Origin of the sequence: Parabacteroides sp. An277 (assembly GCF_002159645.1) — a bacterium.
GTDB lineage: Bacteria > Bacteroidota > Bacteroidia > Bacteroidales > Tannerellaceae > Parabacteroides.
Genome location: NZ_NFJB01000016.1, coordinates 1 through 24917, shown reverse-complemented (window position 1 = coordinate 24917; position 24917 = coordinate 1). Strand labels below are relative to the sequence as shown.

The 24917-nt window shown below is 50.5% G+C and carries 26 protein-coding genes and 1 pseudogene; 1 reads left to right on the top strand and 26 read right to left on the bottom strand.

Annotated elements, in window-relative coordinates; genetic code table 11:
• Positions 1-5 precede the first annotated feature (5 nt).
• From traM to B5F77_RS07850, 10 genes and pseudogenes are all read right to left on the bottom strand, one after another.
• On the bottom strand, positions 6-1151 hold the full coding sequence (traM, locus tag B5F77_RS07895) for a conjugative transposon protein TraM (RefSeq protein ID WP_005807097.1): 1146 nt from the start codon (positions 1149-1151) through the stop codon (positions 6-8).
• Positions 1148-1537 carry a hypothetical protein gene (locus B5F77_RS07890; RefSeq protein WP_005807095.1) on the bottom strand — a complete coding sequence of 130 codons (390 nt, stop codon included), beginning with the start codon at positions 1535-1537 and terminating at the stop codon, positions 1148-1150. Before B5F77_RS07890 ends, traM begins: the two co-directional genes overlap by 4 nt.
• Positions 1538-1549: 12 nt before the next feature.
• Entirely contained in the window at positions 1550-2164 is a 615-nt protein-coding gene (traK, locus tag B5F77_RS07885) for a conjugative transposon protein TraK (RefSeq protein WP_007216015.1), read from the bottom strand.
• A gap of 6 nt (positions 2165-2170) precedes the next feature.
• Positions 2171-2566, bottom strand: a complete 396-nt coding sequence (locus B5F77_RS07880; protein ID WP_008781598.1) for a hypothetical protein — start codon at positions 2564-2566, stop codon at positions 2171-2173.
• 42 nt (positions 2567-2608) lie between these two features.
• A complete protein-coding gene (locus B5F77_RS07875) occupies positions 2609-3742 on the bottom strand; it encodes a hypothetical protein (protein WP_005807089.1) in 1134 nt (377 codons plus the stop codon).
• A gap of 21 nt (positions 3743-3763) precedes the next feature.
• Positions 3764-4522, bottom strand: a complete 759-nt coding sequence (locus B5F77_RS07870; RefSeq protein ID WP_008781597.1) for a DUF5045 domain-containing protein — start codon at positions 4520-4522, stop codon at positions 3764-3766.
• 18 nt (positions 4523-4540) lie between these two features.
• A complete protein-coding gene (locus tag B5F77_RS07865) occupies positions 4541-5266 on the bottom strand; it encodes a hypothetical protein (protein ID WP_005807085.1) in 726 nt (241 codons plus the stop codon).
• Positions 5263-7794, bottom strand: a complete 2532-nt coding sequence (locus B5F77_RS07860) for a hypothetical protein (RefSeq protein ID WP_008781596.1) — start codon at positions 7792-7794, stop codon at positions 5263-5265. The genes B5F77_RS07865 and B5F77_RS07860 overlap by 4 nt, the downstream gene beginning before the upstream one ends.
• An 11-nt stretch (positions 7795-7805) precedes the next feature.
• A complete protein-coding gene (locus B5F77_RS07855; RefSeq protein WP_008781595.1) occupies positions 7806-8285 on the bottom strand; it encodes a hypothetical protein in 480 nt (159 codons plus the stop codon).
• Positions 8286-8296: 11 nt separating this feature from the next.
• Positions 8297-9643, bottom strand: a pseudogene (locus B5F77_RS07850) (conjugal transfer protein TraG); the annotation flags it as partial.
• Positions 9644-10142: 499 nt separating this feature from the next.
• On the opposite strand from B5F77_RS07850, the gene B5F77_RS07845 reads away from it, so the two are divergent.
• Positions 10143-10832 carry an SIMPL domain-containing protein gene (locus B5F77_RS07845; RefSeq protein WP_087329672.1) on the top strand — a complete coding sequence of 230 codons (690 nt, stop codon included), beginning with the start codon at positions 10143-10145 and terminating at the stop codon, positions 10830-10832.
• Positions 10833-10882: 50 nt separating this feature from the next.
• Here the strand turns inward: B5F77_RS07845 and B5F77_RS07840 are convergent, their stop codons facing one another.
• The 16 genes from B5F77_RS07840 to B5F77_RS07765 all read right to left on the bottom strand — a co-directional run bounded on the left by B5F77_RS07840 (position 10883) and on the right by B5F77_RS07765 (position 24367).
• Positions 10883-12409 (bottom strand): mobilization protein, encoded by a 1527-nt coding sequence (locus B5F77_RS07840; RefSeq protein ID WP_087329670.1) that lies wholly within the window; start codon positions 12407-12409, stop codon positions 10883-10885.
• 336 nt (positions 12410-12745) lie between these two features.
• A complete protein-coding gene (locus B5F77_RS07835; protein WP_087329668.1) occupies positions 12746-13456 on the bottom strand; it encodes a hypothetical protein in 711 nt (236 codons plus the stop codon).
• A gap of 34 nt (positions 13457-13490) precedes the next feature.
• Positions 13491-13838: a hypothetical protein gene (locus tag B5F77_RS07830; RefSeq protein WP_087329666.1), complete on the bottom strand. Its 348-nt coding sequence runs from the start codon at positions 13836-13838 to the stop codon at positions 13491-13493.
• A complete protein-coding gene (locus tag B5F77_RS07825; RefSeq protein ID WP_087329664.1) occupies positions 13835-14230 on the bottom strand; it encodes a helix-turn-helix domain-containing protein in 396 nt (131 codons plus the stop codon). Before B5F77_RS07825 ends, B5F77_RS07830 begins: the two co-directional genes overlap by 4 nt.
• Positions 14231-14264: 34 nt before the next feature.
• Entirely contained in the window at positions 14265-15371 is a 1107-nt protein-coding gene (locus tag B5F77_RS07820; protein WP_087329662.1) for a site-specific integrase, read from the bottom strand.
• 33 nt (positions 15372-15404) lie between these two features.
• Positions 15405-16226, bottom strand: a complete 822-nt coding sequence (locus B5F77_RS07815) for a helix-turn-helix domain-containing protein (protein ID WP_087329719.1) — start codon at positions 16224-16226, stop codon at positions 15405-15407.
• A gap of 168 nt (positions 16227-16394) precedes the next feature.
• A complete protein-coding gene (locus B5F77_RS07810; RefSeq protein WP_087329660.1) occupies positions 16395-17822 on the bottom strand; it encodes an ATPase in 1428 nt (475 codons plus the stop codon).
• A gap of 104 nt (positions 17823-17926) precedes the next feature.
• Complete coding sequence (locus B5F77_RS07805) at positions 17927-18223, bottom strand: hypothetical protein (protein WP_005807076.1); 297 nt, start codon at positions 18221-18223, stop codon at positions 17927-17929.
• Positions 18224-18235: 12 nt separating this feature from the next.
• The gene (locus tag B5F77_RS07800) at positions 18236-18613 is read right to left on the bottom strand and encodes a DUF4134 domain-containing protein (protein ID WP_005807074.1); all 378 of its coding nucleotides are present in this window, start codon (positions 18611-18613) and stop codon (positions 18236-18238) included.
• A gap of 49 nt (positions 18614-18662) precedes the next feature.
• Positions 18663-18986, bottom strand: coding sequence for a DUF4134 domain-containing protein (locus B5F77_RS07795; protein ID WP_005807072.1), 324 nt, complete (start codon positions 18984-18986; stop codon positions 18663-18665).
• Between the two features lies 1 nt (position 18987).
• Entirely contained in the window at positions 18988-19443 is a 456-nt protein-coding gene (locus tag B5F77_RS07790; protein WP_005807070.1) for a hypothetical protein, read from the bottom strand.
• 246 nt (positions 19444-19689) lie between these two features.
• Positions 19690-20577 carry a toprim domain-containing protein gene (locus B5F77_RS07785; RefSeq protein WP_005807068.1) on the bottom strand — a complete coding sequence of 296 codons (888 nt, stop codon included), beginning with the start codon at positions 20575-20577 and terminating at the stop codon, positions 19690-19692.
• A 105-nt stretch (positions 20578-20682) separates the two neighbouring features.
• Positions 20683-21783 (bottom strand): AAA family ATPase, encoded by a 1101-nt coding sequence (locus B5F77_RS07780; RefSeq protein ID WP_005807066.1) that lies wholly within the window; start codon positions 21781-21783, stop codon positions 20683-20685.
• On the bottom strand, positions 21761-22156 hold the full coding sequence (locus tag B5F77_RS07775) for a helix-turn-helix domain-containing protein (RefSeq protein ID WP_005807064.1): 396 nt from the start codon (positions 22154-22156) through the stop codon (positions 21761-21763). The genes B5F77_RS07780 and B5F77_RS07775 overlap by 23 nt, the downstream gene beginning before the upstream one ends.
• A gap of 179 nt (positions 22157-22335) precedes the next feature.
• Entirely contained in the window at positions 22336-23028 is a 693-nt protein-coding gene (locus B5F77_RS07770) for a hypothetical protein (protein WP_008781591.1), read from the bottom strand.
• A gap of 205 nt (positions 23029-23233) precedes the next feature.
• Entirely contained in the window at positions 23234-24367 is a 1134-nt protein-coding gene (locus tag B5F77_RS07765; RefSeq protein WP_005807062.1) for a site-specific integrase, read from the bottom strand.
• Positions 24368-24917 lie beyond the last annotated feature (550 nt).

Below are 24917 nucleotides of genomic sequence, written 5' to 3'. Positions count from 1 at the left end.
CCTTTTTATTTCCTTTTTTCCTGACCATTGACCAGATAGACGAAAGTCCCGTATTTCAGCTTGACCTTGTTTTTCTTGATGGCCTTGCTGATGGCGTTGCTCGTCTTCTGGTAAGCGTTGTTCACCGCCTGCATTCCCCATTGGGCGAGGCTGTTTCCTGTAGTTCCGGTACTCATGCTCATGTTGCCCGACATGGCACTGCTGGCCACATCCTTGCTCGTTTCCCGGAACTGGCTGTTCGGTACATACAGGCCCTCCATACCGTCCGTGTCATAAAGCGCGAGACTGACCTTCACAAGCTCGTCGTCCACAAGGATGCTGTTGATGTTTCCCTTGACACGTCCGGACGAGAAGCCGCTTACCGTGGCGTACAGGTACGTACCCCGTTTCACCACGCACTCGTCTATTTCCACGTCATCCAGCAGGCGCAGCCTGATGCGCGAGCCGTCCACAGCCTTGATGTCCTCGTCTATGATGGCCTGGATCAGCTTCGGTTCACGGGCATCCTTCGCCAGCGTGTTGAAATAGTCCGAGGTGGTCTTCACCTTGCGGACTACCGCGCTGGGCGGTTCGTCTGCCGACGGTGCTTGCACCGGACGTTTCTCCTCGTCGATGGTGCCGGCCTCCGGTACATTCTGCGGCGGAACGGTGTCCGTGGTATCCGCCTCTTCAGGGGGCATCACCATGTTCTGTCCTTTCAGCCGTGCTTCGGCAAGGGCCTTTTCCAACTCCGCGAGTGCTTCCTGTTCACGCTCTTTGGCGGCGGCAATTTCCGCTGCCGCTGCTTTTTCCTGCTGTTGCTCATCGAGCAGGGCGATGTCATCCTGCGTGTATTGTGATTCATATTCTTCCTTGTTTTCATCAGGTTCGTCTCTTTCTATGTTGCCGACCGCCGAGTAGTCCTGTATCTTGCCCCACGATTTCTCCATGTTCTCGTATTTGCTGCCAATGCCGTCATCCTTGATCTGCGCTTCCGGCAGTTCCGGATTCAGGAATTCTGTTGTCTGCAGCGTCTTGTCCGGTATATCCGCCGTTTCGGTATGAAACAGGTCGAATATGAAGTAGGACGCACCGAGCAGAGGGATATAAAGAATGGCAGGGAGCATGTACTTCGGCTGTCTGAAATTGATTTTCTCAAATATCTTTTTCATGGCAAGTCTGTTTTGCTACGGTTTGTATTTCCTGTCCCGGTTTCCCTCAGTTCCTCTTCCTGCAACATCCTGTGTCGCTCCCTCAATACCGAATCCTGCATCTCTGTCGCTGTCCTCTCCGCAGGCTGGTGACGATATACCACTGTTATACGGTAGATGTTCCATGCCAGCCCGCCCAGCACGAAAGCGAACACGATGACCAGAAAAAGAGTACGGTGCACGTTGGCAAAGCCCTGTACCTTGGCTGCCGCCTTGTCTATACGGGTCGCCTTGGCAAACTTGCGTCCGGCTTCCACATCACGCTCATAGCGTTCCTTGTACTTCGGATCATTCCTGTCAGGCATCTTTTCGCCCAGCAGCATCCGTCTGAATCCCTTGATGTTCATATCCTTGATTGTTTAATAGTTGCTCTTGCTTTTCTGTTCTATATCCTTGTTAAGGAGAGTGCGCCAGTTCACTATCAGCAGACCGTGAGGGTTGTTCTCCGTTCTCGGTACACGCTTGAGCTGACCGGCAGTCACCAGCTCACGCATCAGGATGTTGCTTCTGCGTTCGATTCGCTGGCGGCCGTAGTAGGTGAACTCCATGGTGCTCTTGTCAAAGCGGATGCTGTCACAATAAATCGAGAACACGGCACTCGTGCCGAGGATGTTGGAATAAAAACCTTTCTCCTTAAGAGTGTTATATTGCGCCAGACCTGTTTCGTCCACCAGGTACATCGCCTTTTCCATCGTGTATTTGATGTATTTGTCATCAGGCGGCAAGGTGAAGAAATAGTGGTGGAACATCTCCACATGGCTTTTGGCTTCCACGTCAAGCGTTTCATCCATCGTGGTACGGTTGACAAGAATGGGCACGTTGCCGTCCAGCACGTACACCTTTTTCTGTGCATCCGACACCATTGTCCTGGCTGTCCAGATGCTCGATACGCTGATGATGACACATCCCACGAGAAAGGCCGTGCAGATAATGCCCACCAGCCGTATCTTGTTTTCCAGATGCTTGATAATCATATCGGTTTATTGTCTTTTCCCGTTCAACATCATTACATATTCATCGTGCAGCATCGGCATGACTGTTTCCTGCAGTTCCGCAGCGAGAGCCCCGAACTCATCGGAAAAGACATGCACGTAATGGCCCAGCGTCATGACCTGCACGAATACCCACCAGATACCGCGTTTGCGCACTTTCGCCTTTTTCTGCAACTTGGCCATTTGCAGACGGTAGGTCAGGTAAGCGGCCAGCGGCGCTGCATAACGGTCGTCATACTCGAAGCCTTCGTCAAGGGCTTCATACTCCGGGGTAACTACATGGTTTTCCGGAACTTCGGTAATCTCTTTTCTCATGCGTTCATTCGCGTAGAGCAGGAAGCGTCCGTCCTTGCACCATTCTTTGATTTGTTCTTGTACGTTCATACTTTTTTATTTTTAAGGATTGTTGTTTATATGTTTTTTATCTTATCTCATGATTGCCCCGATACCGCCTGTCGCTGTCATCTTGGCCTGCTGTGCCACGCCTTCTCCAAAATTTCTCGTACTGAAGGCCGTGTCGCCCTCCGGTATCATCCACGCCGCAAGGTCAGGTACAAGGTTCAGACATTTCAAGGCTACAATGCTTGCCGCCATCAGATAACCGGCGGAGAAGAAACTGTTCTGCAGGTAGGCCGCCATTGTCTGCTCGCTGGCCGTGATTGCGGTCAGGTTTTCCACCTGGATGCACAGCACGATGTCGAAAAGGAGCAATACATAGAAGCCCACGAAGTAGAGCATGGCCCCGTAGAAATGTACCGTCAGGTAACGCGTCAGCCATTTTGCCCAGGAACCTTCCCATTTCGGCAGCAGAGAGAACGCCCATTGCAACGGGCCGAATATCGTCAGCATACCGAGCAATATCTGCTGGCAGTAGATCGTTGCCCACCAGCCTATGCGGAACACGACAAGGGCAATCAGCATGATGATTTTGTCTATTCCCACGACGACACCGGCCGTCAAGGAGGTGAACCACAGTTCCGCGGCATCCTTTTCCATGCTGGTCACTTCATCCACACCGGTCTGCTCCATGGTCGCCTCGATAAGGTTGGGGTCTGATGTTCCCGTGTGGGCGACATCCGCCTGTGCCTGCAGGCTGTGGTACATCGTGTCCCTTACGTGGATGAGCTGCTGCACTTCCTCGAACTTGTCCGCTATCTGTGTGGCTTCCGCCTCGTACAGGTCATGCGTGTACGAACCGATGCAGTTCGGGATGTAGGAAAGGAAGTCCAGAAAACACCAGTTGCTTCCGCTGCCGGCCATACCCGTGTCTGCAGGCGGATACCACCAGCAGAGAACGATGGAAACAGCCAGCGGCCTGAACAGCTTCATCACATCCAGCGGCTCATGCTTCACCATCATCTTGTAGGCCATGCCTGCCGCCATGACAAGTGAGAACAAGGCGGCCAGAGCCATGCACATCTGCAGTATCCACCAGAACGGCCCCTGCGAACCCGTAAACGTCGCGTCCGTGAGGAACTCGTTCGTTTGAAAAATCACATCGTCAATCTCCTCCTCAAGAAGATTGATACCAAAATCAGTGAGTATATTTCCGTCTGCCATTTGCCGTCTGTCTTTTTAGTTTCACCTGTTTACACTCTCTTCACCGTCACCCCCGGAACTGCCGCCCGACTGTGAGCCACGCACCGCGAGACGCGATTCGTTCCAGCGGCTCATGGCTTCCCTGATGACGCTGCCTTTGTCCAAGGTACGGTCCGAGGTCGCGTTCAGCAGGTTGCTCGTCAGGGTGGCATTCTGCCGTTTGGCGAGATAGCTGACAAGAATCTCATTCTGCTGCACCACGTCGTCGTAGATTCGCAGATACTCTTTCTTCCGCTGCGCATTGGGCATATAGGCATCCCTGGTAGCATCAATGGCGCACTGGAAAACATGGTAGTATTCCGTCCAGCGTTCCCTGTCCTCCGGGGTACCTCCCGCAGGAAGGATACGGTCGATGTTACGCTTCATCCTTTCCATCTGGCCGTTGATCTTGTCACCTTCGGCAAGCCAGGCGATATCAGCCTGTCGGTCTGCCACGTTCAGGGCCTCTATTTTCGCGCGGCTCACCAATGCCGAATCGATGGATTCGGCTTCGTCCGTCTGGTTATAGAGGTTGATGCCGGCTGTCGTGCGGAACGCCAGTTTGTTCTTTGCCGCCGCCGATTTCTTGTATTTGTTGTGTAATGCCCAGTAGTACAGTTCCGGCGTGAGGGAGCCCGCACCGGTTTCCATGACCGTAATCTGGTTCTGCTTCGGCGAGTCGTGGTTATAGGTCACATACTGCGCCTGTGCCGTTGCTGTTGCAATGATCGCAACCGTCATGAGCATGAGTTTTCTGTTCATCTTTTTTCCCTTTTATCGTTAGTAATCCAGCCTTCCGGAGTTGCGCCAACGTCCGAAGGCTCCTTCAATTATCTCCTGTTTGGTATGTTCACGGTATATCTTCGACTTCCAGTAGCCGATTCTTACCTGTATGTATCGCCAGGTCTCCATATAGGCCCGGTTCAGATGCCGTTCGATGTCGTCCAGAGACCTGTTCACGGCCTCCAGCACCATCAGCAGATCCGAAGTGGAGCAGGCCGCCGCTCCCGTGGCATACAGCGCCAGGTCGCTGACCGACTTGTAGAGTTGCTCCCCGTCATGGGCTATATCCCGTATGGCTTTCTCGTTGATGGTGATGAGCAGGGCGTCGGAGGGTTCGATGCGTCCGCGTTTCAGCACCTTCTCGTGAAATGCCTCCAGCATGGACTTGTAGTCCGCTATCCGGTCACTTACCGTATTGTAGGTGTTCTTTGCGTTCAATACCGTGCGTAACGACTGGTACATCACATCAATGACATCAAAGGCACGGGTGTACCGGTCAAGGTCGATATTCAGCTCCTTGTATTCGCCGACCTCCTTGCGGCTGTATTCGTGCAGCAGCTGGTTGCTGTACTCAAGGGTACTTCGGGCCAGCAACAAGCTACGCTGCTTCTTATGGTCATTGATATAGGCTTCAACGGACACCACGTCGAATGTCCATTGTGCTTTGACGACATCAGGCAGGAGTGCAAGCAGCACTATGGTTATCAGCAAGGCCCGTTTCATGGTCTTTCCTCCTTTCTCCCGCTTCGCAGGCTACGGGCGTTTTCCACCCAACGGTCATGGCATTCTTCCACGAGAGTGAGGCGTCGCCCTTCGTCCATATTCAGATCCGGAAGGACATCCTTCAGCACGTCGATGATGCTACGCTTGTAATGCATCATCTTTTCCAGGGATACCAGGTCGGCGTATATCTGCGTAATCCGGGAATCCACTTCACGCGCGATTTCAAGACGGTCACTTGACCACAGCAGGTGGTACACCTCTCCGGTAGAGGTATCTTCCATCGGGGTGGTACGGGCATATTCCGTCGTGATCTTGCATGACGGATGCTCCCGGGCAATTTCCGCGATACGTTCATTCACGATCCGCTCTTTTTCTTCTTCCGGAAGGTCCGGGTCGAATGTCAGCACGTCGGCCACATACGTGTCGGTGTATTGCGAGGTCAGTTCCCAGCTGATCTGTACAATGGCACGGTGAATCTTGATGCCGAGGAAGTATTTCGGCTTGCGTGCTATGCTGATGGTTGCCTTGAAAGTTATCTCGCCGTCTATATTCGGCATGGTCGCCTTGCGGACGAACGTGTATCCGTTCCACGAACCGCCGTCCTGCCACGACAGACTGTAGGCAGTCTTGCAGTCCTGCATGATGGCCGGGATACGGTAGTAGTCGTCCGTCGGCACGTCATTGTCGTTTGCCGCTTCCTGCTTCGCATCCGCGTATTCCTTCTGTTTCTTCTGCCACTCGGCCAGTTCTGCCTTCAACTCTCCGATACGCGTCAGGTTGGCGTTGTACTGCTGCCTGTAAACGGCAGCATCCTCTACACTGGCCTCGGATATTTTCTTCAGCAGCTCCTTGTTCTCATCCTCCAGTGCCTTGATCTGTGATTGAAGCATGGCTACCTGGTTGTCTGCCTCCCGTATCAGCTCATCCAATTCCGAAAAGTCAAGTTCATTTTCCGTCACGGAGGTCTGCATGGAGCAATCCTTGGTATGGGCATTGGGTGAACCGCCGCATTTCCTGCATTTGTACTGGGTCGAACCTTGGCCCAGGGTGGCCCCGTCCGAGCAGGTGACGCTGATGGTCACGCTCTCGCATCCTTTAAGTTTGGCGGCATCCGTTGCCTGATAGTAGTTCCGTGCGTCGGAAGCTATGTAATAGACATAGCCGTCCTCGTTCTCGTTGAATTCCGACAGACGGGCATTGAGCTGCGCCTTGAAGGTCTCCAGATCCATAGTGTAGGAATCGAATATCTCTTCATACACGATTTCCTCATGGTTCCAGCTTTTCTTGACATGTATCTCGTAGGCGTAAGCCTTCTTTGTCTGCTTGCCGCCGCGGCTGATGATGTAGGCGTTCTGCCAGTAGTTGATGCTGTAAGTGTTGCCGTCATTCTGGTTGTTGAGCTGCTGTACACGGTTTCTCGACCATCCGGCATATCGTTCCGAGTTGGAGAGAGCCTGTTCCCGCTGCGAGGCATTGGGATAAAAACCGGGGTCGCTCGTTTCGAAACGGGTCCACTCACCGCCGTTCAGGATGCTGTTGTCGTCCGTGGGCGGGTAATAGTCACACAATGACACGCTGCCCTGGTCACGTCTGGCGATGTACCAGCGCTGCGTGTAATAAGTCCCGGCTTCGTCGTCTATATAGTCACTGATCCAGCCGGCAAGGTCGTAATCCCCGAACTCGAACAGGCCGGCCACGTTGTCAGGACCACCGATCTTGTCCAGCAGCAGGTTCCCGATACCTTGTTCCGCTTCCTCGAACAGACCGGAGTAATGGTCGTACAGGTTGGCAATCTCGCTGACCTTGCCCGAAAGCAGGTTATGGAACATACTTTCAGGCAGCAGGGCATCGCCGAGATTACTCGCACCGGCCGTTGCCAGACCGACACCCAGATTGTAGAGATTGTCAAGGTCGCTTTGCAGGTTCTCCCGTGTAAAGCGGTCAGGAATCCGGGAAAAATCGTCCAGCATCCGCTGCCAGTCTATACCGCCCAGTTCCGAAAGTTTCAGCAGAGGCACGACCTCGCTGTTGATCTCCAGAAAAGCGATGTCCGAGAACGAAAGTGTACTGTTTGTCACAACGCTTTCGAACTGCATACACAGGCTCTTCGTCTCATCGCACACCTTCATCAGGTAGCTGCCCCAGTGGATCGCTGTCTGCGGGGAGTGAAGCATCTGCTTTGCCACCACCCAGATTTTCGGTATGATCTTGTCGGCCACCATGTGGTAGATGCGGCGGTAATAATAATTCTCTGTGCTGCTGCACCAGATACCGAGGTCCGAGAGTGCTTTGTGTTCCAGAAATTTGGAAGAGAAAATTCCGGCTGCCGCCACCTCCGCCGCCGTATAGTGCTTCAGGATGTCATCGACCTGCTCACGGTAGTAGCTTTCAGCCACGACCTCCGTACCGAACGCGGCTGCCATTGCCGCCACGGTACGTGCGTCATAGTTCACGCTGTAATACTGGGCGTGGACATGCTGCGTGAAGGCAAGCAGCAGAACTGCAAAGACAAGTGACAGTCGCTTCATGTTCATTCTGTTCAACGGTTGAAAATATTACCTCTCCGCTTGCTGCGGTTGTTCTTCTCAGGTACTCCCTGCAGGGCCAGTATCAGCTTCTCTGCTTCCTCCATAGCCTCGTATGGGGACAGACCCCTGTATCTGACATACAGGTCTCTGGCTACTTCATACCGGCGCTGGTCCCACTTGACCGCCTCCGATTCCTCGAAACGCATGATAGCCGCGACGGCTTTGTCCTCGTCTGACTCAAGTCCCATATATACGTCCAGTTCCTTTTCAGTCATGCCCAGACGCAATCCGAAATTGCCCAGCATTTCTTCCATGTGCGCGATGCTCCTTTCCCCCAAATGGCGGAAATGAATCAAGTCCCAGTTGCTGTGCAGGCACAGTTCCCGGATGGTGGCAATATCGTGGCTGTTGCACACGTTGCGGATGCGGAGAGCGTAAGGCTCAACACTGAACAGTTCCGCTATAGGTCGGTTTATGTCAATCTTTCCCATTGTATGTGATTTTATTGTTTTGCTTTCAGGTTCAGTACCCGTCCGGCCTCGTTGACCTTCTGGGCGAATGTCAGGGACTTGCTGATGCCGCTGGCATCCCAGTCCCGGCAATAGGCTTCGATGGCTTCCTGATGGCTGCACCGGAGCTCCCTCTTGTAGAGTTTCAGGGCTTCCTTCTCAGCACGTTCGGTCGTGTAGGTCATGTAGCATTCATGCGGCTCTTCCACGCCATACACGCCGCTTGTCGTTCCCCTTCGTATGAATACCTCCCGGAAGAACGAACGGCCGTCCTTGTTGTCCAGACGGTTGATCGTGAATATCTTCTTGCAGTCAACATCGGTGAGCCCGAGAATGGCCTTGATGGTGTCGAAACGCTCCTTGAACTTGCTCTGGTCAAGCAGCATCACCACGTCGCTGTTGTTGATGATGGCCTCTTTCACGATTTCACTGCCGATAATGTCCTGTATCTCCTGTGTCACAACGCCCACGCTGGCCCAGAACTTACGGGCCGTCTTGTACATGAACTTGATGTACTCGGCCATCAGCGGACTGGCAATGGCTTTCCAGGCTTCCTCGATGACAAGCACCTTGCGGTTCTTCTTGATTCGCATCTTCTGCAGGAACACGTCCATGATTATCAGCGTGACAAGCGGGAACAGCAGCGGATCATCCTTTATACTGTCAATCTCGAACACCACGAAGGTCTCGTCGAACAGCGAACTGTCCATGTTCTCGTTCAGGGTCTTTTCATGGTTGCCGCCCCTGTAGAAGTCCTTCATCATGTAGCGGTAAGTCGAGAGGTCTATGCCCGAAATGTGGTTCTCGTGACAGATGTCCGGAATACGCTGGACGGAGTATTCGTAAAATGAATTGAACGAGAGTTCTTCCACCTTCAACTCCTTGCGCCTGCGTTCCATTTCGTCTATCATGCACTCGATACGGCTGTTCCGTTCCTGCTCGCTTTCCTCACGGTTCCCGTCACGGTTGCGTTCGTCTATGGCGAGGCTTTTTCTCAGGTCTTCCCGCTGCATGGGCGTGAAGCCGTCGAAGCCGTTGAAATACGCGTCGTAATAATCGGTGATTACATTTTCCACCAGACGGTCTTCCGTCTTCGTGACTGTTCCCTGCGTGCCCTTCCAGATCAGCAGGACAAGATTCTTCAGGAAGCCGGTCTTTTCCACGTTCATCTCTTCCTTGTGGATACGGAACGGGTTCATCGTAATGGGGCGTTCCTCCGTGTAGCTGATGTACTTGCCTCCCAGATACTCGCACAATCCCTCGTAGGAGTTTCCGGTATCGACCATTACGATGTCTGTACCCTGTTCGTGCAGCTGGCGCACGACAGAGTTCATGTGGAATACATATGAGAGAGTATTTGTTGTTGATTATCAGCAATATAAGAAAATATCGGTACAAAAATAATCGCTGTAAGAAATAGGGTGAAAAAGCCGTTTTGGGGAGAAGCAAAGAGGAAAAGAAAAAGGTTGGTTTAAGATGAAGATTTAACATAAACTTAACAAACGGCAGGCATTTTTATACTTTGCCGATGGCCGTTCGGAATGAGGTCAAAACCCACAAAGGAATTGTCGTGGAATTGATTACAACTATTGATTTTCAATATCTTCTATACTTTAAGAGCCAACAAGGGTACAAATAGTGTATGAAATAAGTCTTAAAACTCTGATTTTCGCTCTACATAGAAGTTCATTTAACAGTAAATTCACTACCTTTGTATTTGGATTGTGGATTGGAGCAACTCTATATAGGATAGGACATTCGAAATAAAAAGTTGCATCCATGGTGCAATGTTTTTACTGTTCTTGCATTTTTATAATAGCAACAATAAAAAAAAGAAAAATGAAAACAAGATTATCAGTATTAATTATCAGCCTATTGGCAACCTTTTCCTTGCAAGCGCAAACCAACGACCGTTACATTGAAGTGACAGGTACATCGGAAATCGAAATCGTACCCGACAAAATCCATTATCTGATTGAAATCCGCGAATACTTCGAGGAGGAATTTGACGGAAAGTCTAAGCCCGAAGAATACCGTACCAAAGTACCTTTATCAGAGATAGAGCAAGGACTCCGTAAGAATCTTGCCGAAGCAGGTATTAAGCAGGATGCCATCCGTACACAGGAAATCGGTGACTATTGGCGGCAGCAAGGGCAGGACTTTTTGGTTTCCAAGAAATTCGACATTACCTTGACTGACTTCAATCAGATAAACGAAATAGTTGAACGTATCGACACAAAAGGCATACATACCATGCGCATAGGAGAACTGGAAAACAAAGACATGCTTACCTATCATCAAAAGGGGAAAATTGAAGCATTGAAAGCCGCCCAACGGAAAGCAACCTATTTGGTGGAGGCATTAGGTAAGAAATTAGGTGATGTGATACGTATTGTGGAAGAAGGGAACAGTAATATTTTTCCATTCGCGCAAAGCAATGTCCTGTCATCCGATGCAGCTTCTTTCGATAACTTCCGCACCATTAAGAAGAACTATTCTATGCTTGTACGTTTTGAAATCATAGATTAAATGATTTCGCCTTGTAAATAGAAGGTTTCTAACTCATTGAGTAAGATATATCATCTTTGCAATCCTTGTTGCTTCTGAATTTTCCAATCATACATACCCTCTGCCACATCGCCAACCTCTTTGAGTGTATGGCGATGTTTTATTTCATCAAATGGCTGTCGGCTCTCCGCATAGTCACAGAGCCATGCACCGACCATATTCTGCTGTTCGGTCGTTTCCCCGTACTCCTGCATCACGCTCTTGATGTCGGCGGCTTCGGAAGGGGCGAAGAATGACTTGTGCTGCTCCGTGCCGAAATGGGTAATCGCATCTATGGCTCGCCGGAAAACCTCGCTTGCCTTGTAGAGCATATCCGCAAACAAGCTTAGGATATGCCTGCTCGCTTTCAGCGTATTCTGCAACAGACGGATGGTCTTGTCTTTCTCCGCCGTGGCTTGGCTCACCGCTTGGCTGATGCGCTGCCGCTCGCCGTCTTTCTGCTCCTGAAGCTGCCGTACCGCCTTGTCCCTTTCAATGGCAAATGAACGGCTCTGCACCAAAGCCCTGTCACGTTCCGCTTCGGCTTTCTGTTTTTCTGCTACCAATGCCTTTGTCCGTTCCTCCGCCTTTTCCTTTACGGCTTCGGCAAAGGCTTTCTTCATGCGTTCGTTCTCGGCTTTGAGTTTGGCGTTTTCCTTTCCAACCGCAGCGGATTTGCCGACCCCCACAAGACTGCCGACGCTATCCAGTATGCTGTCCACTTTCGACTTTCGCTCGTCTTTGAGCTGCTGCTCCCTTTCGGCAATCTCGCTGTCGAGGGAACGGCGGTACTGCTCTTTCGCCTTGTTCTCGTTCTCTACAAACATGAGTTCCGCTTCGACTTCTTCCTTGGCGGCGACGGCGGCTTGCCTTGCGGCTTTCGCCTGTTCCGCTTCCTGCTTCTGCTTGGCGATGATGAAGTCCGTTCGCTCCAGATGCTCCTTGCCCGTTACCTCCTTTGAGGTGCCCCTTTCCATATCAAGACACTCAGCCAAAACCGTCTGCATCTCACTCATGGCTTTCTCGTCCAGCTTGCAGGACTTGCCCGTGTCGTGGTTCATCCAGTCCCATACGATGTGGGCGTGGAGGTTAGGCTTCCATGTGGCATTGTCGCCGGGTATTCCGTAATGCCCCTCGTCACGGTGGATGAACACCTGCAAGGCTGTGATTCCCCAACGCTGCTTGCACACCTCACAGAACTTCCGCAGCTGCTCCATCGTGGTGTCGTCCTTGATGACGACCACGCCCTCCTTGAGCGGAGTGCTGCCACGGACTATGGTCACCTTACCAGTCTTCTTGTTCACCCTTTCCCGGTCTTTGGTCTGCATCGCCCGTCCTGTCTTTTCCTTGACCATAGCGGCTATCAAATTATAACGCTCGGTGAGCGTGGCTTCACCGAAATCAGGTGATACCCATACCTCGTTTCCTGCCATGAGGTCGGTACGGATGTAGAACTTCTCCTTGGGGATATTGGCGAGGTATTCCGCTGTCCGCTTGTTATGCGCTTCGCTGCTGCCGATGTTGCACGGCTTGATGTTGATGGATGTCTTCTGTGCCATAGGCTTGTCTGTATTTTGAGTTTCACTTCGGGTTATTAGGGCAGAGCCTTAATCGGAGGGTGCAGGGAGAGGGTCACTTCCTGCTCCGGGTTCTTAGGGATGGAAGCCACTAAGCGGAGTTTCCAAAGAGGGGGTCACTCTTTGGTCGGGTTGCACAGGGCTGAAAGTCCTTGCCGGGTTCTTAGGGCAGCGTCCTAAGCCCCTCGGGAGAGCCCACAACTTCGGAGCGCAGCGGAGAAGTTATAGTGGGCTATATCTGGGCAAGCCCAGTCAGTTACGCCACGCCAATGGAGTACCGCTGAAATCCTGCGCTGTGCGCCCTTCAGTTTCTCCTGCCTATGTCGGGTCATCCACGCCGCCAATCGTGCCGTCATGCGCTTCTTTCAGGCTTTCTACGGGGTTATTGCCGTGCTGCCCGTTGTCCTTGTCTTTAACATGGGAATTGTCTGTTTCGTCTTCCGCATCCGCTCTGTCATCCGACCTGTCGGAAACCACAGGCGAACAAAGGGAAGAAGAAAGGGCGGCTGCTCTGCCTGCCATGCTGTCCGCTTCCTGCCTTGAGCATTGGCAACCGTCCGGCACGGTACACGGCTTATCCTCCAACGGCATATCATTAGAGTATGGTGTCCGCACTCCGTCTGCCTGTCCTTTGGAAACTGCCGCAGGCTTGACATAATGGGGATTGGTCAGCAGGACACCATCCACATACCAACCTGTCAGGAAATGCAGGGTGTGTACGGAAGTGCGGTTGTTGGTTCGGGTGGTCAGCATGCCGAGCCTGTTGAAGCAGTCGATGAGCTTTCCGATGGTCTTTCGGTTGCAGCCCATGTACTCCGCAAGTTCCACATCGGAAGCTGCCGCCTGTCCCACCTCCAACTCAATCTCAACTCCCTTGATACGGAAGGCGGTCTTTGTCCGCACGGCATGGGTCATCAGCCTGTGCAGGCATCTTTGCCTCTGGACGGAAAATCTGCCCTCCAAAATAAAATCCCATTGCTCGTCCGAAAGGATGGTGCAGTAGTGTATCTTCTGTTTGTCTTTATCCATAATCTATGATATTTATAGGTGTTACGATGGTCGGTTACCGGCCCATGCCTTGCTGCTGTTCGGGCATGTAATACTCCCTGTCCGCCGCTATGTGGTTCAGCACATTTTGCAAACGGTTCAGTTGGTCGTGGTCAAGCACACGGATAGCATTGATGGTTATCTTCTGCGTGGCAATCCTGCGGTGGGCGATGTTGCTCTCGCTCATAGTTCCGTCACCGTCCGCATGGACGGAACGGAGGTAGGCATTGACCGCTTCCGTCTGTTCCTTTGAGGGGTACGGTGCTGCCCACCTGTCCTGAATATAGCCGACCATTTTGCCGACCGCATCCGCCAAGAGCGGGTCATGCCGTGCGATGGCGGCTGTCAAATCTTCTGTCTTCATAAGGCTTCTTGTTTGTTGTCCGTCCGTAAAGAGCCCGGCTTGCGTTTCTTGCCGCTGCGCAACGCTTCGAGCCGTTTGTTGAAATCCTCCTCGCTGCCTGTCCCCGATGTTCCGCCCTGTTCAATCCACTGCATGATTTCATCCTCGAAGAAATAGAGCCTGTTGCCACGCTTTCGGTACGGTATGCGCTTTTCGGAAGTCATGGCATAGATGGTGGAAGCCGATTTGCCGAGCAGGTCGGCGACTTCTTCAAGGGAAAGCAGGCTGCGCTTGCCCGTGTCTTTTCCTGCCGCCTTGCCCAGTACCTCGTCCACCTTTCTGGCAAGCTGCTCCACCCGTTCTATCAGGGTGGAAACAGCCTGCGGCAGTTGTTCAAATGTGATGTTACCCATATTCAATCTTTTTACTTTGGTTGTCCTGTTCCGGTTATTTGAGTGTTATCTGTTCCGAAGCCTTGCGCTTCAGGTCGTTCACCACATCCGCATAGACCTGCGTTGTCGCCACGGTGCTATGTGTAAGCATTTTTGATATGGTGTAAAGGTCTGTCCCTGCGGCAAGTTGCAGGGTTGCGTAGGTATGCCGGAAGCAATGAAAGGTTATGTGCTTCGTAATCCCGGCAGACCTAATCCAGTCCTTGAGGTACAAGGGGAGCAGGGCTTGTGTCATTCCCTTGAACACCTGCCCCGTGGAACGCTCGCCACAAAGTGCGAGGGCTTCATCGGACAGCGGCAAGACGGCTTCCGTCCTTGTCTTTTTGGTGACGATGTGCATACACCAACCGCCGTCCGCACCCCTGATGATGTTCTCCCACTGCAGGCGTATGATGTCGCTGATGCGCAGTCCCGTAAGGCAGGAGAAAAGAGCCGCCGACTTTACAACAGGCTTCTCGCATGGCGTGTTGGCAAGCATCTTCACTTCCTCCAGTGTCAGGAACTCACGGCGTGTATTGGCTTCCTTGGCGTGTTTCAGCCGTGTGGCGATATTGTCCTTGATGCGCCTTTCCTCGTATGCCTGCCGCAGTACGCATTTCAGCTTGTTCAGGTTGTTGTTGGCTGTGGACGCCATCATCTTGGTGCGGTTGTGCGTGGTGAGCGACAGCATGTAGGTAAGGAAGCCTTGGCAGTATTCCACCGTCAGGTCGTCAAAGGTGCAGCAGCCGCCGCAATACTTCTCGAAATGTTTGTAGGCAACATTCCAGTTCCTGAAATTGTCATCGTCCGCCATTTTGGAGCGGAAATACTCCAAGAAGCTCTCCTTGCCCCTGTTACGGTCGAGGAAACCGAACTCTTCGTTGATGATGGCTTCCGTCCGCTTGCACTTGATTAGCTCCGCATTGCGCAGCATGGTCTTGTTGAACTCCGCTTCAAACTTCTCTGTCGGGTTGGCATAGATGTAAATGCCGAGGTACTCCCTCCGTGTCAGCCTGCCCGTTTTCGGGTGCCGGACAGGTGGGTAGAAGTCCAGATAAAGCGATAACTGTCCGTTCTTGATGGGTCGTTTCCTGACCGTCACTTTCGTACAAATGTTCGTCATATAGCTAATGTATTTTGAATGTTTGAAAATATCTTATTCTTCCCGTTTGGCTTTCGTGCTTGCGCTTTTCCGCTCGGCTTCCTTCCGTGCCGCATCCCAGTCGGCTTTCAGGTAGTACAGGCGGTTGCCGTGTATGCGCTTTGTCCGTACCCCGTGGGTGAGGGCAAACCTGCGCACCTGTGTTTTGCCCAGTCCGAACAGGCGCATGATGTCGAAGCACGAGTACCAATGCTCCGAAAGGTTGTTACCCAACCGTTCCGCTTCCTCCGCCATAGCCTTGTCCACCTCCGCTTTCGGAAAGCACTTGGTGGCGTTGGCTTTGATGCAGGGTATCGAATAGCGCATACGGAGGTTGTAGAAACGCCCGTAGGTGTAATTGAACTTTTGGCATATCTCCGCCATCGTGTAAAGGTCGCCTGCGACACTCTCACTGTCCGTGAACGTATCACGCACGGACTGCTTGTAGTTAGCCGCCGGAATGAGCCGCCGTTTTGCCGAGCTGCCCTTTGCTTTCTTCTTTCCCTCCTGTCGTGTGAGGGCTGTTTCCTCTGTCGTTTGCATATCTTCTTTCATCTTCCCTTTTTTCTTTTTCCCCTGCTTGGCGAATACTGAAACGCTCCGCTTGCAGTAGGTCGATTCCTTAATCATCAGGAAGAAATCCTCCTTGGTGATTAGCGTAATGTGGTATGTAATCCTGCAAGCCCGGAGCGTGCCGCTGTATATCAGGTTGTACACGGTACGGCTGCTCACTTGCAGCAGGCTCGCCACCTCCCCAATGGTGAGGAACGGCTTGTCTGGCATGACCCGTCCGAAATCGGGCTGACCTGTTAATTTCTGTTCATTTTGACGGTCCATCATCGAAGAAATTTATTTGCACACTGTTGAAAGCTGTTGCACGCTGCTGAAAGGAAATCGAACCGTGCGACCCCTCCGGCGAGGTACAACTGTGGTACAAATTTACTCCAATAAGGACTAAACGCCAATAGCCGGTTTCTCCGTTTGTTAAAACATATTAGCTGTAAATCAAGTATTTATAACAATCAATTTTGCAATCGCTTGCCGCCGTTTTGTACTGTTTTTCTCCATGTGGAAGGATTTCCCGGAACCGCTCGGCCCGAGGGCAAAAAAGTTCGAGTTGTCCGTCAGCTTCTGTCTGCCTTCCTTGCCGGTGATGTCGATGGCGACAGGCACTCCCTGGCGGTCAGTGTAATAGACTTTCACCGGGGTGTCTTCGCTGTGCTGCACACGTTCCTTGTACATCAGGCACATCGCCGCGTCCGATAGGGTCAGGAACCGGTCATACTCTTCATTCAGGCTGTAGCAGTTGCCCGGGAACGAGCCGACGAACAGCTCCAGCTGGTTGTAGGCTCGTTTGGAGATATGGATTCCCATTCTACCGAAAGCGTTCTCCAGATGATTCGTACACTTCTGCAGGTCCGTATCGCCGGACACGGCCACTATAAGGTTGAAATGGCTGTACACGAGCTGCTTGCTCTCGCGGGCAATTACCTCCTGTACACGTTTTATGTCTTCGACCGCTGCCTGGTTGCTCGGGTTGGGAATGCTCGCGTGCCGGTTCTTCTTCTTGTCCAGCAGCGATAGTTCACGCTTCTGGTTGGGAAGGAAGATGACCTGGTTATAGACCACTGTATCGGCATTCGGAATGCTGTCAATGGCCGAGACAAGATCCACGGGCATTTCCGTGTTGTTCACTTCTATATTGGTATAGGGTCTGATCATCGAAGGCAGCGAGATGCAGTCCACGTCCACGAGACTGTACACCTTGCAGCGCTTGTCACCCATCGAGACGCTCTCGTCGTCCGACTTGAAGTTCGTCATCGAGATAATACGGTCCTTGAAGTTCATGGCGAAATACCGGTCCACGTAATCGCTTGCCTCGGATTTGTTCAGGAAACGCGCCTGCACGCCGCTGTCCCGCAACTGGTCCTGTACCTTGCGGATCTTGACAAGGAAATCACGCCATTTCTTGTTGTCGAACGAGAAAAGGCGGCTTTTCCTGGCTTCCTGCGTGATGGTCAGGTAACACATGCTGTCCGTGTACGCCCTTCCCTTGAAATACCGGAAATACGATTCAGAAAGGAACTCCTGCTTCCCGGTATCCTCGTTGACAAAACGCTTCCTCACGAAGATGTCCTGCTTGTGAATGGCATAACCTTCTCCCAAGGTCAGGGCAAGGGCGGAGAACAGATGCGTGAAATCGTAGTAGCTGTCTATGTTCGCCGAATACTTCTGTACCGGATTCTCGATCTTCAGCATGGCGGAATATTCGCCCGTCTTGGTGTACAGGACACCCACGCCTTCCGTGTCTTCCACCGAGAAATAGATGTCCTGGAAGATACGCTTGCGCTTGCCTCCGGTACCGAACGCATGGACGGATATGGCCATACCCGCGCATAAGGCAACGAAAATCAGGATAATGTATAGGGTCATTTCAATATACGTTCAATTAAATAGGGGTAGGCCCGTATCTCATACGAACCTACCCGCGTTCAACATTCAATATAGCCACACATTGCTGTGATGGTTTAATTTTGTCAGACCTTACGCGAGTAGGCATAGACGAACACGCCTCGGTCCGTTCTCTTGCTGTGCAGACCTTTCCGCTGCTTGAAGATGATTAGCACGATGCCCACCGACAGAATGACTGTCAGCGCGGCCAGTCCGGCCACGAATCCGGCAAGGCAGTAAGCGGCTATGAAGCCCGCGATGGCTCCGCCTGCCGTTCCTGCCGCCCAATAGATGTAGCGGCCCTGCAATCCCATCACTTCAAGAGGACGTTGCAGCCCCTTGAACAGCGGATAGTCCGGATAACGTGTTTCCTTGCTTTTCATCCCTCGGTACTTTTATGCGTCAATGCCGAAAAACAAAGGAAGAGCCTGTGCTGCTGCAATCAGGAAAAGACATGCACCAACCACCATCATGATCTTCTTTTTGACATCCTGCTCTTCGTTGTTCATGGCGATGTAAACGGAGATGGCGCCGATAATGGCGACTACACCGGCGATGGCATAGCAGAGCTTGACCATGACTGGTACATACTTGACAATTTCCTCCGCCACGGTAGATAGTGCGGTAGTACCGGCTGAATAGTCGCCGGCCGTACTCTGGGCCATTGCCGTGGTACCAGAGAACAAAGTGAGTGCAAGCATCTTCACTTTGGTGGAAACACCTTGGATGAATCCTTTTGCCTTTCGGCACATTTGTTTTACTTTCTGAAACATACTTGATCGTTTTTGAGTTAATATTTATGTATTGGATTGTTAAACAGCCTTATATGCGATAACCGAAAAATGCCGGAAGTACGATGGAGGCCCCGATGATGAACAGGCACGCGCCAAGCAGCGATAAAAAGGATTTGACGATGCCGTCCTCTCCAGTGTTCATCTTGATGTAGATCTGGAAGGCGGACACGATGACCAGAACGGATGCGATGGAGTAGCATATATACAGGACATACAGCATCATCGTGACCACGAAGTCGTGCATCGTGGCCAGCGCATCCGCTCCCCAGCTGTAGTTCACGCTGCCGCTCTTGGCGAAAGCCGCATAGGGTACAAGAATTAACAGGCATACTATCTTTTGCTTAATCGACATGCTACAATTTGTCTTTAATTGGTTTCCAGGCCATCTCCGGACGATTTTCCAGTTTGCCCCTGGAAAGCATCGCCTTGTACATTTCATCTGCACTGAAGCCATCAGACAGGTAGGGCGTGGTTTCCTCCATCTTTTCCTCCGCCTTGGCTTTGAGACGCTCCAGTCTTTCTTCCGGGGTCTCCTTTGTCTCCGGCTTTTTGTCCGCCGGCTTCTGGTCGGTGGCAGAATCGCCGCCTGATGCTGTTTCAGTATCGTATTGCTCGTTGCCGACACGGAACCCGGTTTCACTCTCGCTCACGGCAACACTCTCTTCGTCCTCCAGTGTGCCGAGGTCGAAAACTTCCTCCTCTGTCTTGCCGGTTCTCCTTTTTCCATAGAGATCCTGCATAATGATGACCGCGTAATAAATGAGGTACGCGACCGTCAGAACAATGGCAAAAATGAAATATGATCTCATATCTTTTAGTATGGATATTGAATTTTGTATTAGTTTGATTTCACAAATAAAAAAGGAGAATTTCGAACTACGAAATAATTGTGTATTAAACGGATGTTTTCTTTACAAGATTTATATCGATTTTGAAAATCGTACTATAAAATCGTACTATATCGCCTTAATGAACGGGAAAAATGAAGAAGTCAGGGCATAAAAAAAGCCCTCCGTTCAGGAGGGCTTCCATTGGCAGATTCGCTTTTTTTTAGGTCAGCGTTTCTTGCCTCGCAAGCAATCATTCAGATCCTTGTATTCGCTATATCGGACAGCTTCGTTGCTGACCCGTTCGCCGTATAGTCCGGCTATGGTTTCCACGGTCTTTTGCCCGGCAAGGTCGTTGTCGAGATAACAATGTATATGCAGGTATCTCTGCAGGTACATCAATGCCTTTTTCAGGTTGTTTACGGAGTTCATGACAAGGTAGTCGCAAGGCTGGTCTATACAAATGGTCCAGTTGCATGACTGCTTCAATGTCAGGTAAGACAGAAAGTCCATGAACCCCTCGAACACGCAGACCCGTTCCTGTATCTCTCCGCACTGATGTCCGATCAGGGAGATGTCCTTGTTCTTGATACATCCTTTATAATAGGCGTTGCGCATTTCATATCCGCCCGAAACATTACCGAACGCGAGGGCAAAATAATGCCGGTCACGCAATTCATAATGGATTTCCTTGCAGAACATACGTCCTATGTCAGCATCTATTTTCCGGGACTGAAGGTAAGAGTATAACGCGTGATGCCGTAACGGGACGACAATCAGATTTTTCATATCCGATTCCACGGGACGGGGCGGAAGAGCCTGGAAACGGACTTTCGGCAAAGGCATATCGCTGGAATGCCGCCCGATGTATGCCAGTACCTCGCTTACACTTTCAGTCTGGTAAAGGTATTTACCCAATTCCACGAGGTCGCCTCCGGTGGCCGCCCCAAAATCATACCATTCGTTCAACCGGTCATTGACCTTGAACGACGGCGACTGCTCATCCCTTAACGGCGAGAGATACCAGTACTGATCCGATTTAACGTATTGCGCATGGTGGCCGAGCTGCGCCAGAAAGTCCACTATGCGTACCTGTTTTGCTTCTTCTATAGTCATGGCTGTTTTCTTTCACTTGTTCACACGGAAATGGTTTAGTTTAGTTTTATTCCCTATATATATACATACTAAAGTAAACTGAAATATATATGCCCGCGCCCGGCTTCATTCTTCATCAAAAAGCCTTGCTTCCGCGGGGGTCATGTCATAGTAGAACAGCTTGTCCTGCTTGACAACAAGTTTAAGGTTGTCCGTCAGGTACTGCAGCAGTTTTATCATGACACTGCGGCCACGTTTGAAGCCTATGTTTTCATAAGAGGCGATCAGACGTTGCAGTACATTCTCAAAGCCCCTGATGGGTTTGCCGTCAAAGGCAGCGGAAAGGGCTTCCCGGTGCTGCTCGATGCTCAGCTCCGTAAAGCTTGTCCGTTGCCTGGGCTTCGGGGTGTCACCGAACGTGTGCCCTTCGGCGATGACCGGGAGCCCGTTGTCGTCCACGGTGAACGCGAAGGGTTTGAACTCCTTTTCCCGGATATGCAGGGCATGGACTTCACTGACAGACGGATTCTCGTTGCATTTGCTGATGACCAGTACTGTTTCCGCCTTGTTGCTCATCTCCGTACCGATATGGCCTCGTACATTGTTGTCCCCTTTGTTCAGGTGCAGCACGCAATGGATATGCAGGTCGTAACGAGAGGACCATTCCATCATTTTGTTGATTACCTCCACCGATTCGCTGGTGCTGTTGATGTCCAGCATAAGGTCGCGGATACCGTCAATGATAACCAGCCCGTAACCTTTACCCTGACGAAGGGCATAGTCTATCACACTTATACGGACTGTCGGAGAATACTCCCGCAGGCAGATGAAATCAAGGTTCTCGCTGTCTGCTGTGGTAGGAAGCCCGGCCAGACGCAGAATACGTTCCAGCACCGTGTGACAATGATAGCGGCTCTGCTCGGTATCGACATACAGGATCCGGCGTTTGCCTTCCGGCAGATGCGCCCGGTAGTTCAGCACCTGCTTACCTGCCAGGGAAGCGGCGACAAGGGCGGAGACATTGAATGTCTTCTTGGATTTTGCCTTGCCGGTCGATGCACTGAAATTGCCGAGAGTCGCTATGGTCGAATTGTCAATCCAGATAATTTGCGGCGGGGTCTCGTATGTATCCGTCGCCTTGATTTGGGAAGCTGAAAGAATATCTGACAGACGGGTCTCTTCCAATCCCATTCCCGTCTTCTGGTCAGTTCTTCTTTCGTTTTCCATGGCGTTTCTCATTTAAGAAGGGTTGTACTGCTGCCGCCTCGTGTGCCATCCGCGTGGCATCATCGACGGCAAGTTCATGATTCTGCAGGAGCCATTCGTCCAGTTCCTCCTTGGCAAAGTAGATCATCTTGCCGCGAGGCTTGTAGTGAGGAATCTCCTTGTTGGCCGTAAGTTTATACAGCATACTTTCTGATACCCCGATGTACATGCAGGCTTCCGAAAAAGTAAAGACCTTTTTGGTCGCGTAAATGTTCTTTTCCAGCAATTCCACCCGTTCCAGAAAGCTCTCGACCGGTTCCAATTTCCGGATAATCGCTTCAAGGGCCGTGAGCCGTTCGCTCAACCTTTCCATGAATGTCAATCTGTTGGACATATTATTCGTGATTAAATTAGACAATAAGAGATGCACCTCTGTTTGTAACGCGTTGTATACAGAGGCAAAGGTAGAGTGTGAATATCTAAAAGCATTGGATGACAGTATGATACCGGTTTGGTAGCATATCAGTTATCATACTTTTGCTTTTCACATGGTTGACTTCTTAGCACTTCCTTTCATTCCTTCAGTTGGCTTACAAACTTTCTGATATTGTAAGCGGTTGAAGTCATTTTGTTCCTGACCAACGAAAGCGTGGTGGATATGCTCGTTGCGGATATGAAGTGCGAGCCGTCCTTGGATTGCAGGAAACGCCCTCTTTCGAGGACTGATTGCCAGTAAGGCTGAATGAATGAATTCTCAAGAAGGGCATCGAACAGGATAGCCACACGGCGCACGCTGTTCACCCGAAGACAGAAACCTATCTTGCAGGAGAAGAGAGATTCCATGTCGTCAATAGTTACGGGAGAACAGAACAGATGATAAGTATTGGCGCAAGAAACGATACCGGCCAGTTGTTTGCGCGAAAGACTGCAGTCAAAAGAAAGAAATGAAAACTTTGCCGGATTACAATCGGAAGATGCCAGTTCCGATGTGTCATACTTCCGCTTTAGTTCCATGCACTCCTCGAAAGAGAGGCTCGGGGCGGAAAAAAGCGGTTGGATAAGGTAGGGGCAGTCGGTCAGCAGTCCCTTGACGATGTGGATGTTCATTTCGTGGCAGTTCCGACAGACCGCGTTATCGCAGTCAATATACCGGTGACTGTTCACAAAATCCTCCACATAACGGCGATACTGTTTGCCGTGGATTTTGACCTCCTGGAGATAAACTGTTTTTGCTTCGGTAAGCAGGGCGAAAAGTTCTTCCGCCACGTCCTGTGCCGATTCAATGTGATGCGGGTGTTTGCTCCCCTCAAAAAGAGAGAAGGCCTTTGTCAGCTCTTGTCATGTCGATTTACATTTTATTGGTTTATAATAATATATCATCATAAAGGTATCGTTTTTCGATTGTATCTGCAATCGATGACGCCCTTAAAATATCTACTTGTAAATTTGACATGATATGGTATATCATTGGTCACTCAAACAATCCGTTGACCAGGTTGACCGCATCATCCTTTTTCTGGTTGATGATTTTGGCGTACACCTGTGTCATTTTCACGTCAGCATGGCCGAGCAGCTTGGATGTCGTATATAAGTCTGCTCCGAGTGTCAGCATCATCGTCGCGAACGTGTGCCGCGCCGTATGGAATGTAAAACGCTTGTTTATTCCCGCCGCTTTTGCCCATGGTTTGATAAGAATATTGACCATTGCTGGGGACGGCAGGTCAAACACATGGTCATCAGGAGTTTTGTCTCCACGCGCAGGCATCCACTTCAACGCTTCCGGGGAAAGCGGAAGATAAATCGGTTCCTTGGTTTTCTGCATTGAAACCGACAGACGGTATTGTCCACGATCAACGAATACATCTTTCCATTGCAACTTGATTATATCACTGATTCGCAGACCGCAGAAACAAGAGAACAGATAGGCACCTTTCACGGATTCATTTTTCATCGGGGTTGCGATCAATGCACGCACCTCTTCAATGGTCATGTATGACCGTTTGCTTTCAGGCAGACGGATCTTTTCCGACTTGCTGATTTTCGTGAAAGGATTGGACTTGATGATCTCGGCCCTGACAGCCGCATTCAAGGCTCCGTTCAATACCCGGTAATAAGTATGCAGTGTGTAATTCGACACTCGTTTGCCTCTGGAACGGTATTCGGACTGAAGGTAGTCAAGATAATTCTGGCAGAATGTCTTGTCTATTTGATCCATCAACATACGTTCTCCCGCATAATCCTTCAAGATGCGTATAGTGATGTCAATTTGATAACCGTCCTTTTTGCCACGCTTGGCCTGGTTCTCCTTGTAGGTATTCATCCAGTCAAGCAGGTAAACTCTCTCTTTGGTTTCTATACCGGCCTCGCCGTTGGTCAGCTCGATAATACGTTTGGACTTGATGGCATTGGCGGCATTCATAGTCGCCTGATTCTGCCGACGGGCATTGTTATCCGTTTCCGGAATGAGATACAACTTAAGATATTCGTATGTTCGTTTTCCGAAACGGTATATATCAAGATACAGACTTTGGCTTCCATCTGCCAGCTTCTTTGTCCGAAGGCGGACAGGCTCTTTTACTTTTGTAGGCTTCTTTACTCGTGGCATATCGATCCCTTCATAATTTTGTTTCTGTTGCAAAGATATGAATAAAGGTCGATATTGAGAAACAAACGAGAAACAAAATTGTACCGAAAAAGAACCAATCAACTGAAAAGAAAGAAAACAACTGAAAACATCAAGTACACTATAATCAATTGTAAATAAGCGGTTTTATTTGCACTTGTTTAGCTCTTGTTTTCATTTTAGGGCTTTACTTTATAAATCTGGTAAATTTTAAAAGTGACGGAATAATGGACAGTAAATGCTTGCGTGTAGTACAGATTATTTGTGGGGTTTCCTATACCATATTATGTTATGGTCAGATGGAGATTAAGAATATAATCGTATAAAGCGCGGGCTGTTGTTCTATTATTGTCACGTGGGTTTACCAGAACCTCAGAAGAAATAATAAACAACAAGCCCGCTTTTTTTATGTTCGCTCATAACCAAAGCCGGGTGCGTTGTACTAACCTTCGTAAGATTTAATCAAGAACTTATTAATCAAACATTTTTGTATAATTAAAATTTTAAATCTTATGAACAAAAAAGTACTTAC

Coding starts and splice junctions, on each gene's coding strand:
- traM (WP_005807097.1), bottom strand. CDS start 1,151: ATGAAAAAGATATTTGAGAAAATCAATTTCAGACAGCCGAAGTACATG.
- B5F77_RS07890 (WP_005807095.1), bottom strand. CDS start 1,537: ATGAACATCAAGGGATTCAGACGGATGCTGCTGGGCGAAAAGATGCCT.
- traK (WP_007216015.1), bottom strand. CDS start 2,164: ATGATTATCAAGCATCTGGAAAACAAGATACGGCTGGTGGGCATTATC.
- B5F77_RS07880 (WP_008781598.1), bottom strand. CDS start 2,566: ATGAACGTACAAGAACAAATCAAAGAATGGTGCAAGGACGGACGCTTC.
- B5F77_RS07875 (WP_005807089.1), bottom strand. CDS start 3,742: ATGGCAGACGGAAATATACTCACTGATTTTGGTATCAATCTTCTTGAG.
- B5F77_RS07870 (WP_008781597.1), bottom strand. CDS start 4,522: ATGAACAGAAAACTCATGCTCATGACGGTTGCGATCATTGCAACAGCA.
- B5F77_RS07865 (WP_005807085.1), bottom strand. CDS start 5,266: ATGAAACGGGCCTTGCTGATAACCATAGTGCTGCTTGCACTCCTGCCT.
- B5F77_RS07860 (WP_008781596.1), bottom strand. CDS start 7,794: ATGAAGCGACTGTCACTTGTCTTTGCAGTTCTGCTGCTTGCCTTCACG.
- B5F77_RS07855 (WP_008781595.1), bottom strand. CDS start 8,285: ATGGGAAAGATTGACATAAACCGACCTATAGCGGAACTGTTCAGTGTT.
- B5F77_RS07845 (WP_087329672.1), top strand. CDS start 10,143: ATGAAAACAAGATTATCAGTATTAATTATCAGCCTATTGGCAACCTTT.
- B5F77_RS07840 (WP_087329670.1), bottom strand. CDS start 12,409: ATGGCACAGAAGACATCCATCAACATCAAGCCGTGCAACATCGGCAGC.
- B5F77_RS07835 (WP_087329668.1), bottom strand. CDS start 13,456: ATGGATAAAGACAAACAGAAGATACACTACTGCACCATCCTTTCGGAC.
- B5F77_RS07830 (WP_087329666.1), bottom strand. CDS start 13,838: ATGAAGACAGAAGATTTGACAGCCGCCATCGCACGGCATGACCCGCTC.
- B5F77_RS07825 (WP_087329664.1), bottom strand. CDS start 14,230: ATGGGTAACATCACATTTGAACAACTGCCGCAGGCTGTTTCCACCCTG.
- B5F77_RS07820 (WP_087329662.1), bottom strand. CDS start 15,371: ATGACGAACATTTGTACGAAAGTGACGGTCAGGAAACGACCCATCAAG.
- B5F77_RS07815 (WP_087329719.1), bottom strand. CDS start 16,226: ATGGACCGTCAAAATGAACAGAAATTAACAGGTCAGCCCGATTTCGGA.
- B5F77_RS07810 (WP_087329660.1), bottom strand. CDS start 17,822: ATGACCCTATACATTATCCTGATTTTCGTTGCCTTATGCGCGGGTATG.
- B5F77_RS07805 (WP_005807076.1), bottom strand. CDS start 18,223: ATGAAAAGCAAGGAAACACGTTATCCGGACTATCCGCTGTTCAAGGGG.
- B5F77_RS07800 (WP_005807074.1), bottom strand. CDS start 18,613: ATGTTTCAGAAAGTAAAACAAATGTGCCGAAAGGCAAAAGGATTCATC.
- B5F77_RS07795 (WP_005807072.1), bottom strand. CDS start 18,986: ATGTCGATTAAGCAAAAGATAGTATGCCTGTTAATTCTTGTACCCTAT.
- B5F77_RS07790 (WP_005807070.1), bottom strand. CDS start 19,443: ATGAGATCATATTTCATTTTTGCCATTGTTCTGACGGTCGCGTACCTC.
- B5F77_RS07785 (WP_005807068.1), bottom strand. CDS start 20,577: ATGACTATAGAAGAAGCAAAACAGGTACGCATAGTGGACTTTCTGGCG.
- B5F77_RS07780 (WP_005807066.1), bottom strand. CDS start 21,783: ATGGAAAACGAAAGAAGAACTGACCAGAAGACGGGAATGGGATTGGAA.
- B5F77_RS07775 (WP_005807064.1), bottom strand. CDS start 22,156: ATGTCCAACAGATTGACATTCATGGAAAGGTTGAGCGAACGGCTCACG.
- B5F77_RS07765 (WP_005807062.1), bottom strand. CDS start 24,367: ATGCCACGAGTAAAGAAGCCTACAAAAGTAAAAGAGCCTGTCCGCCTT.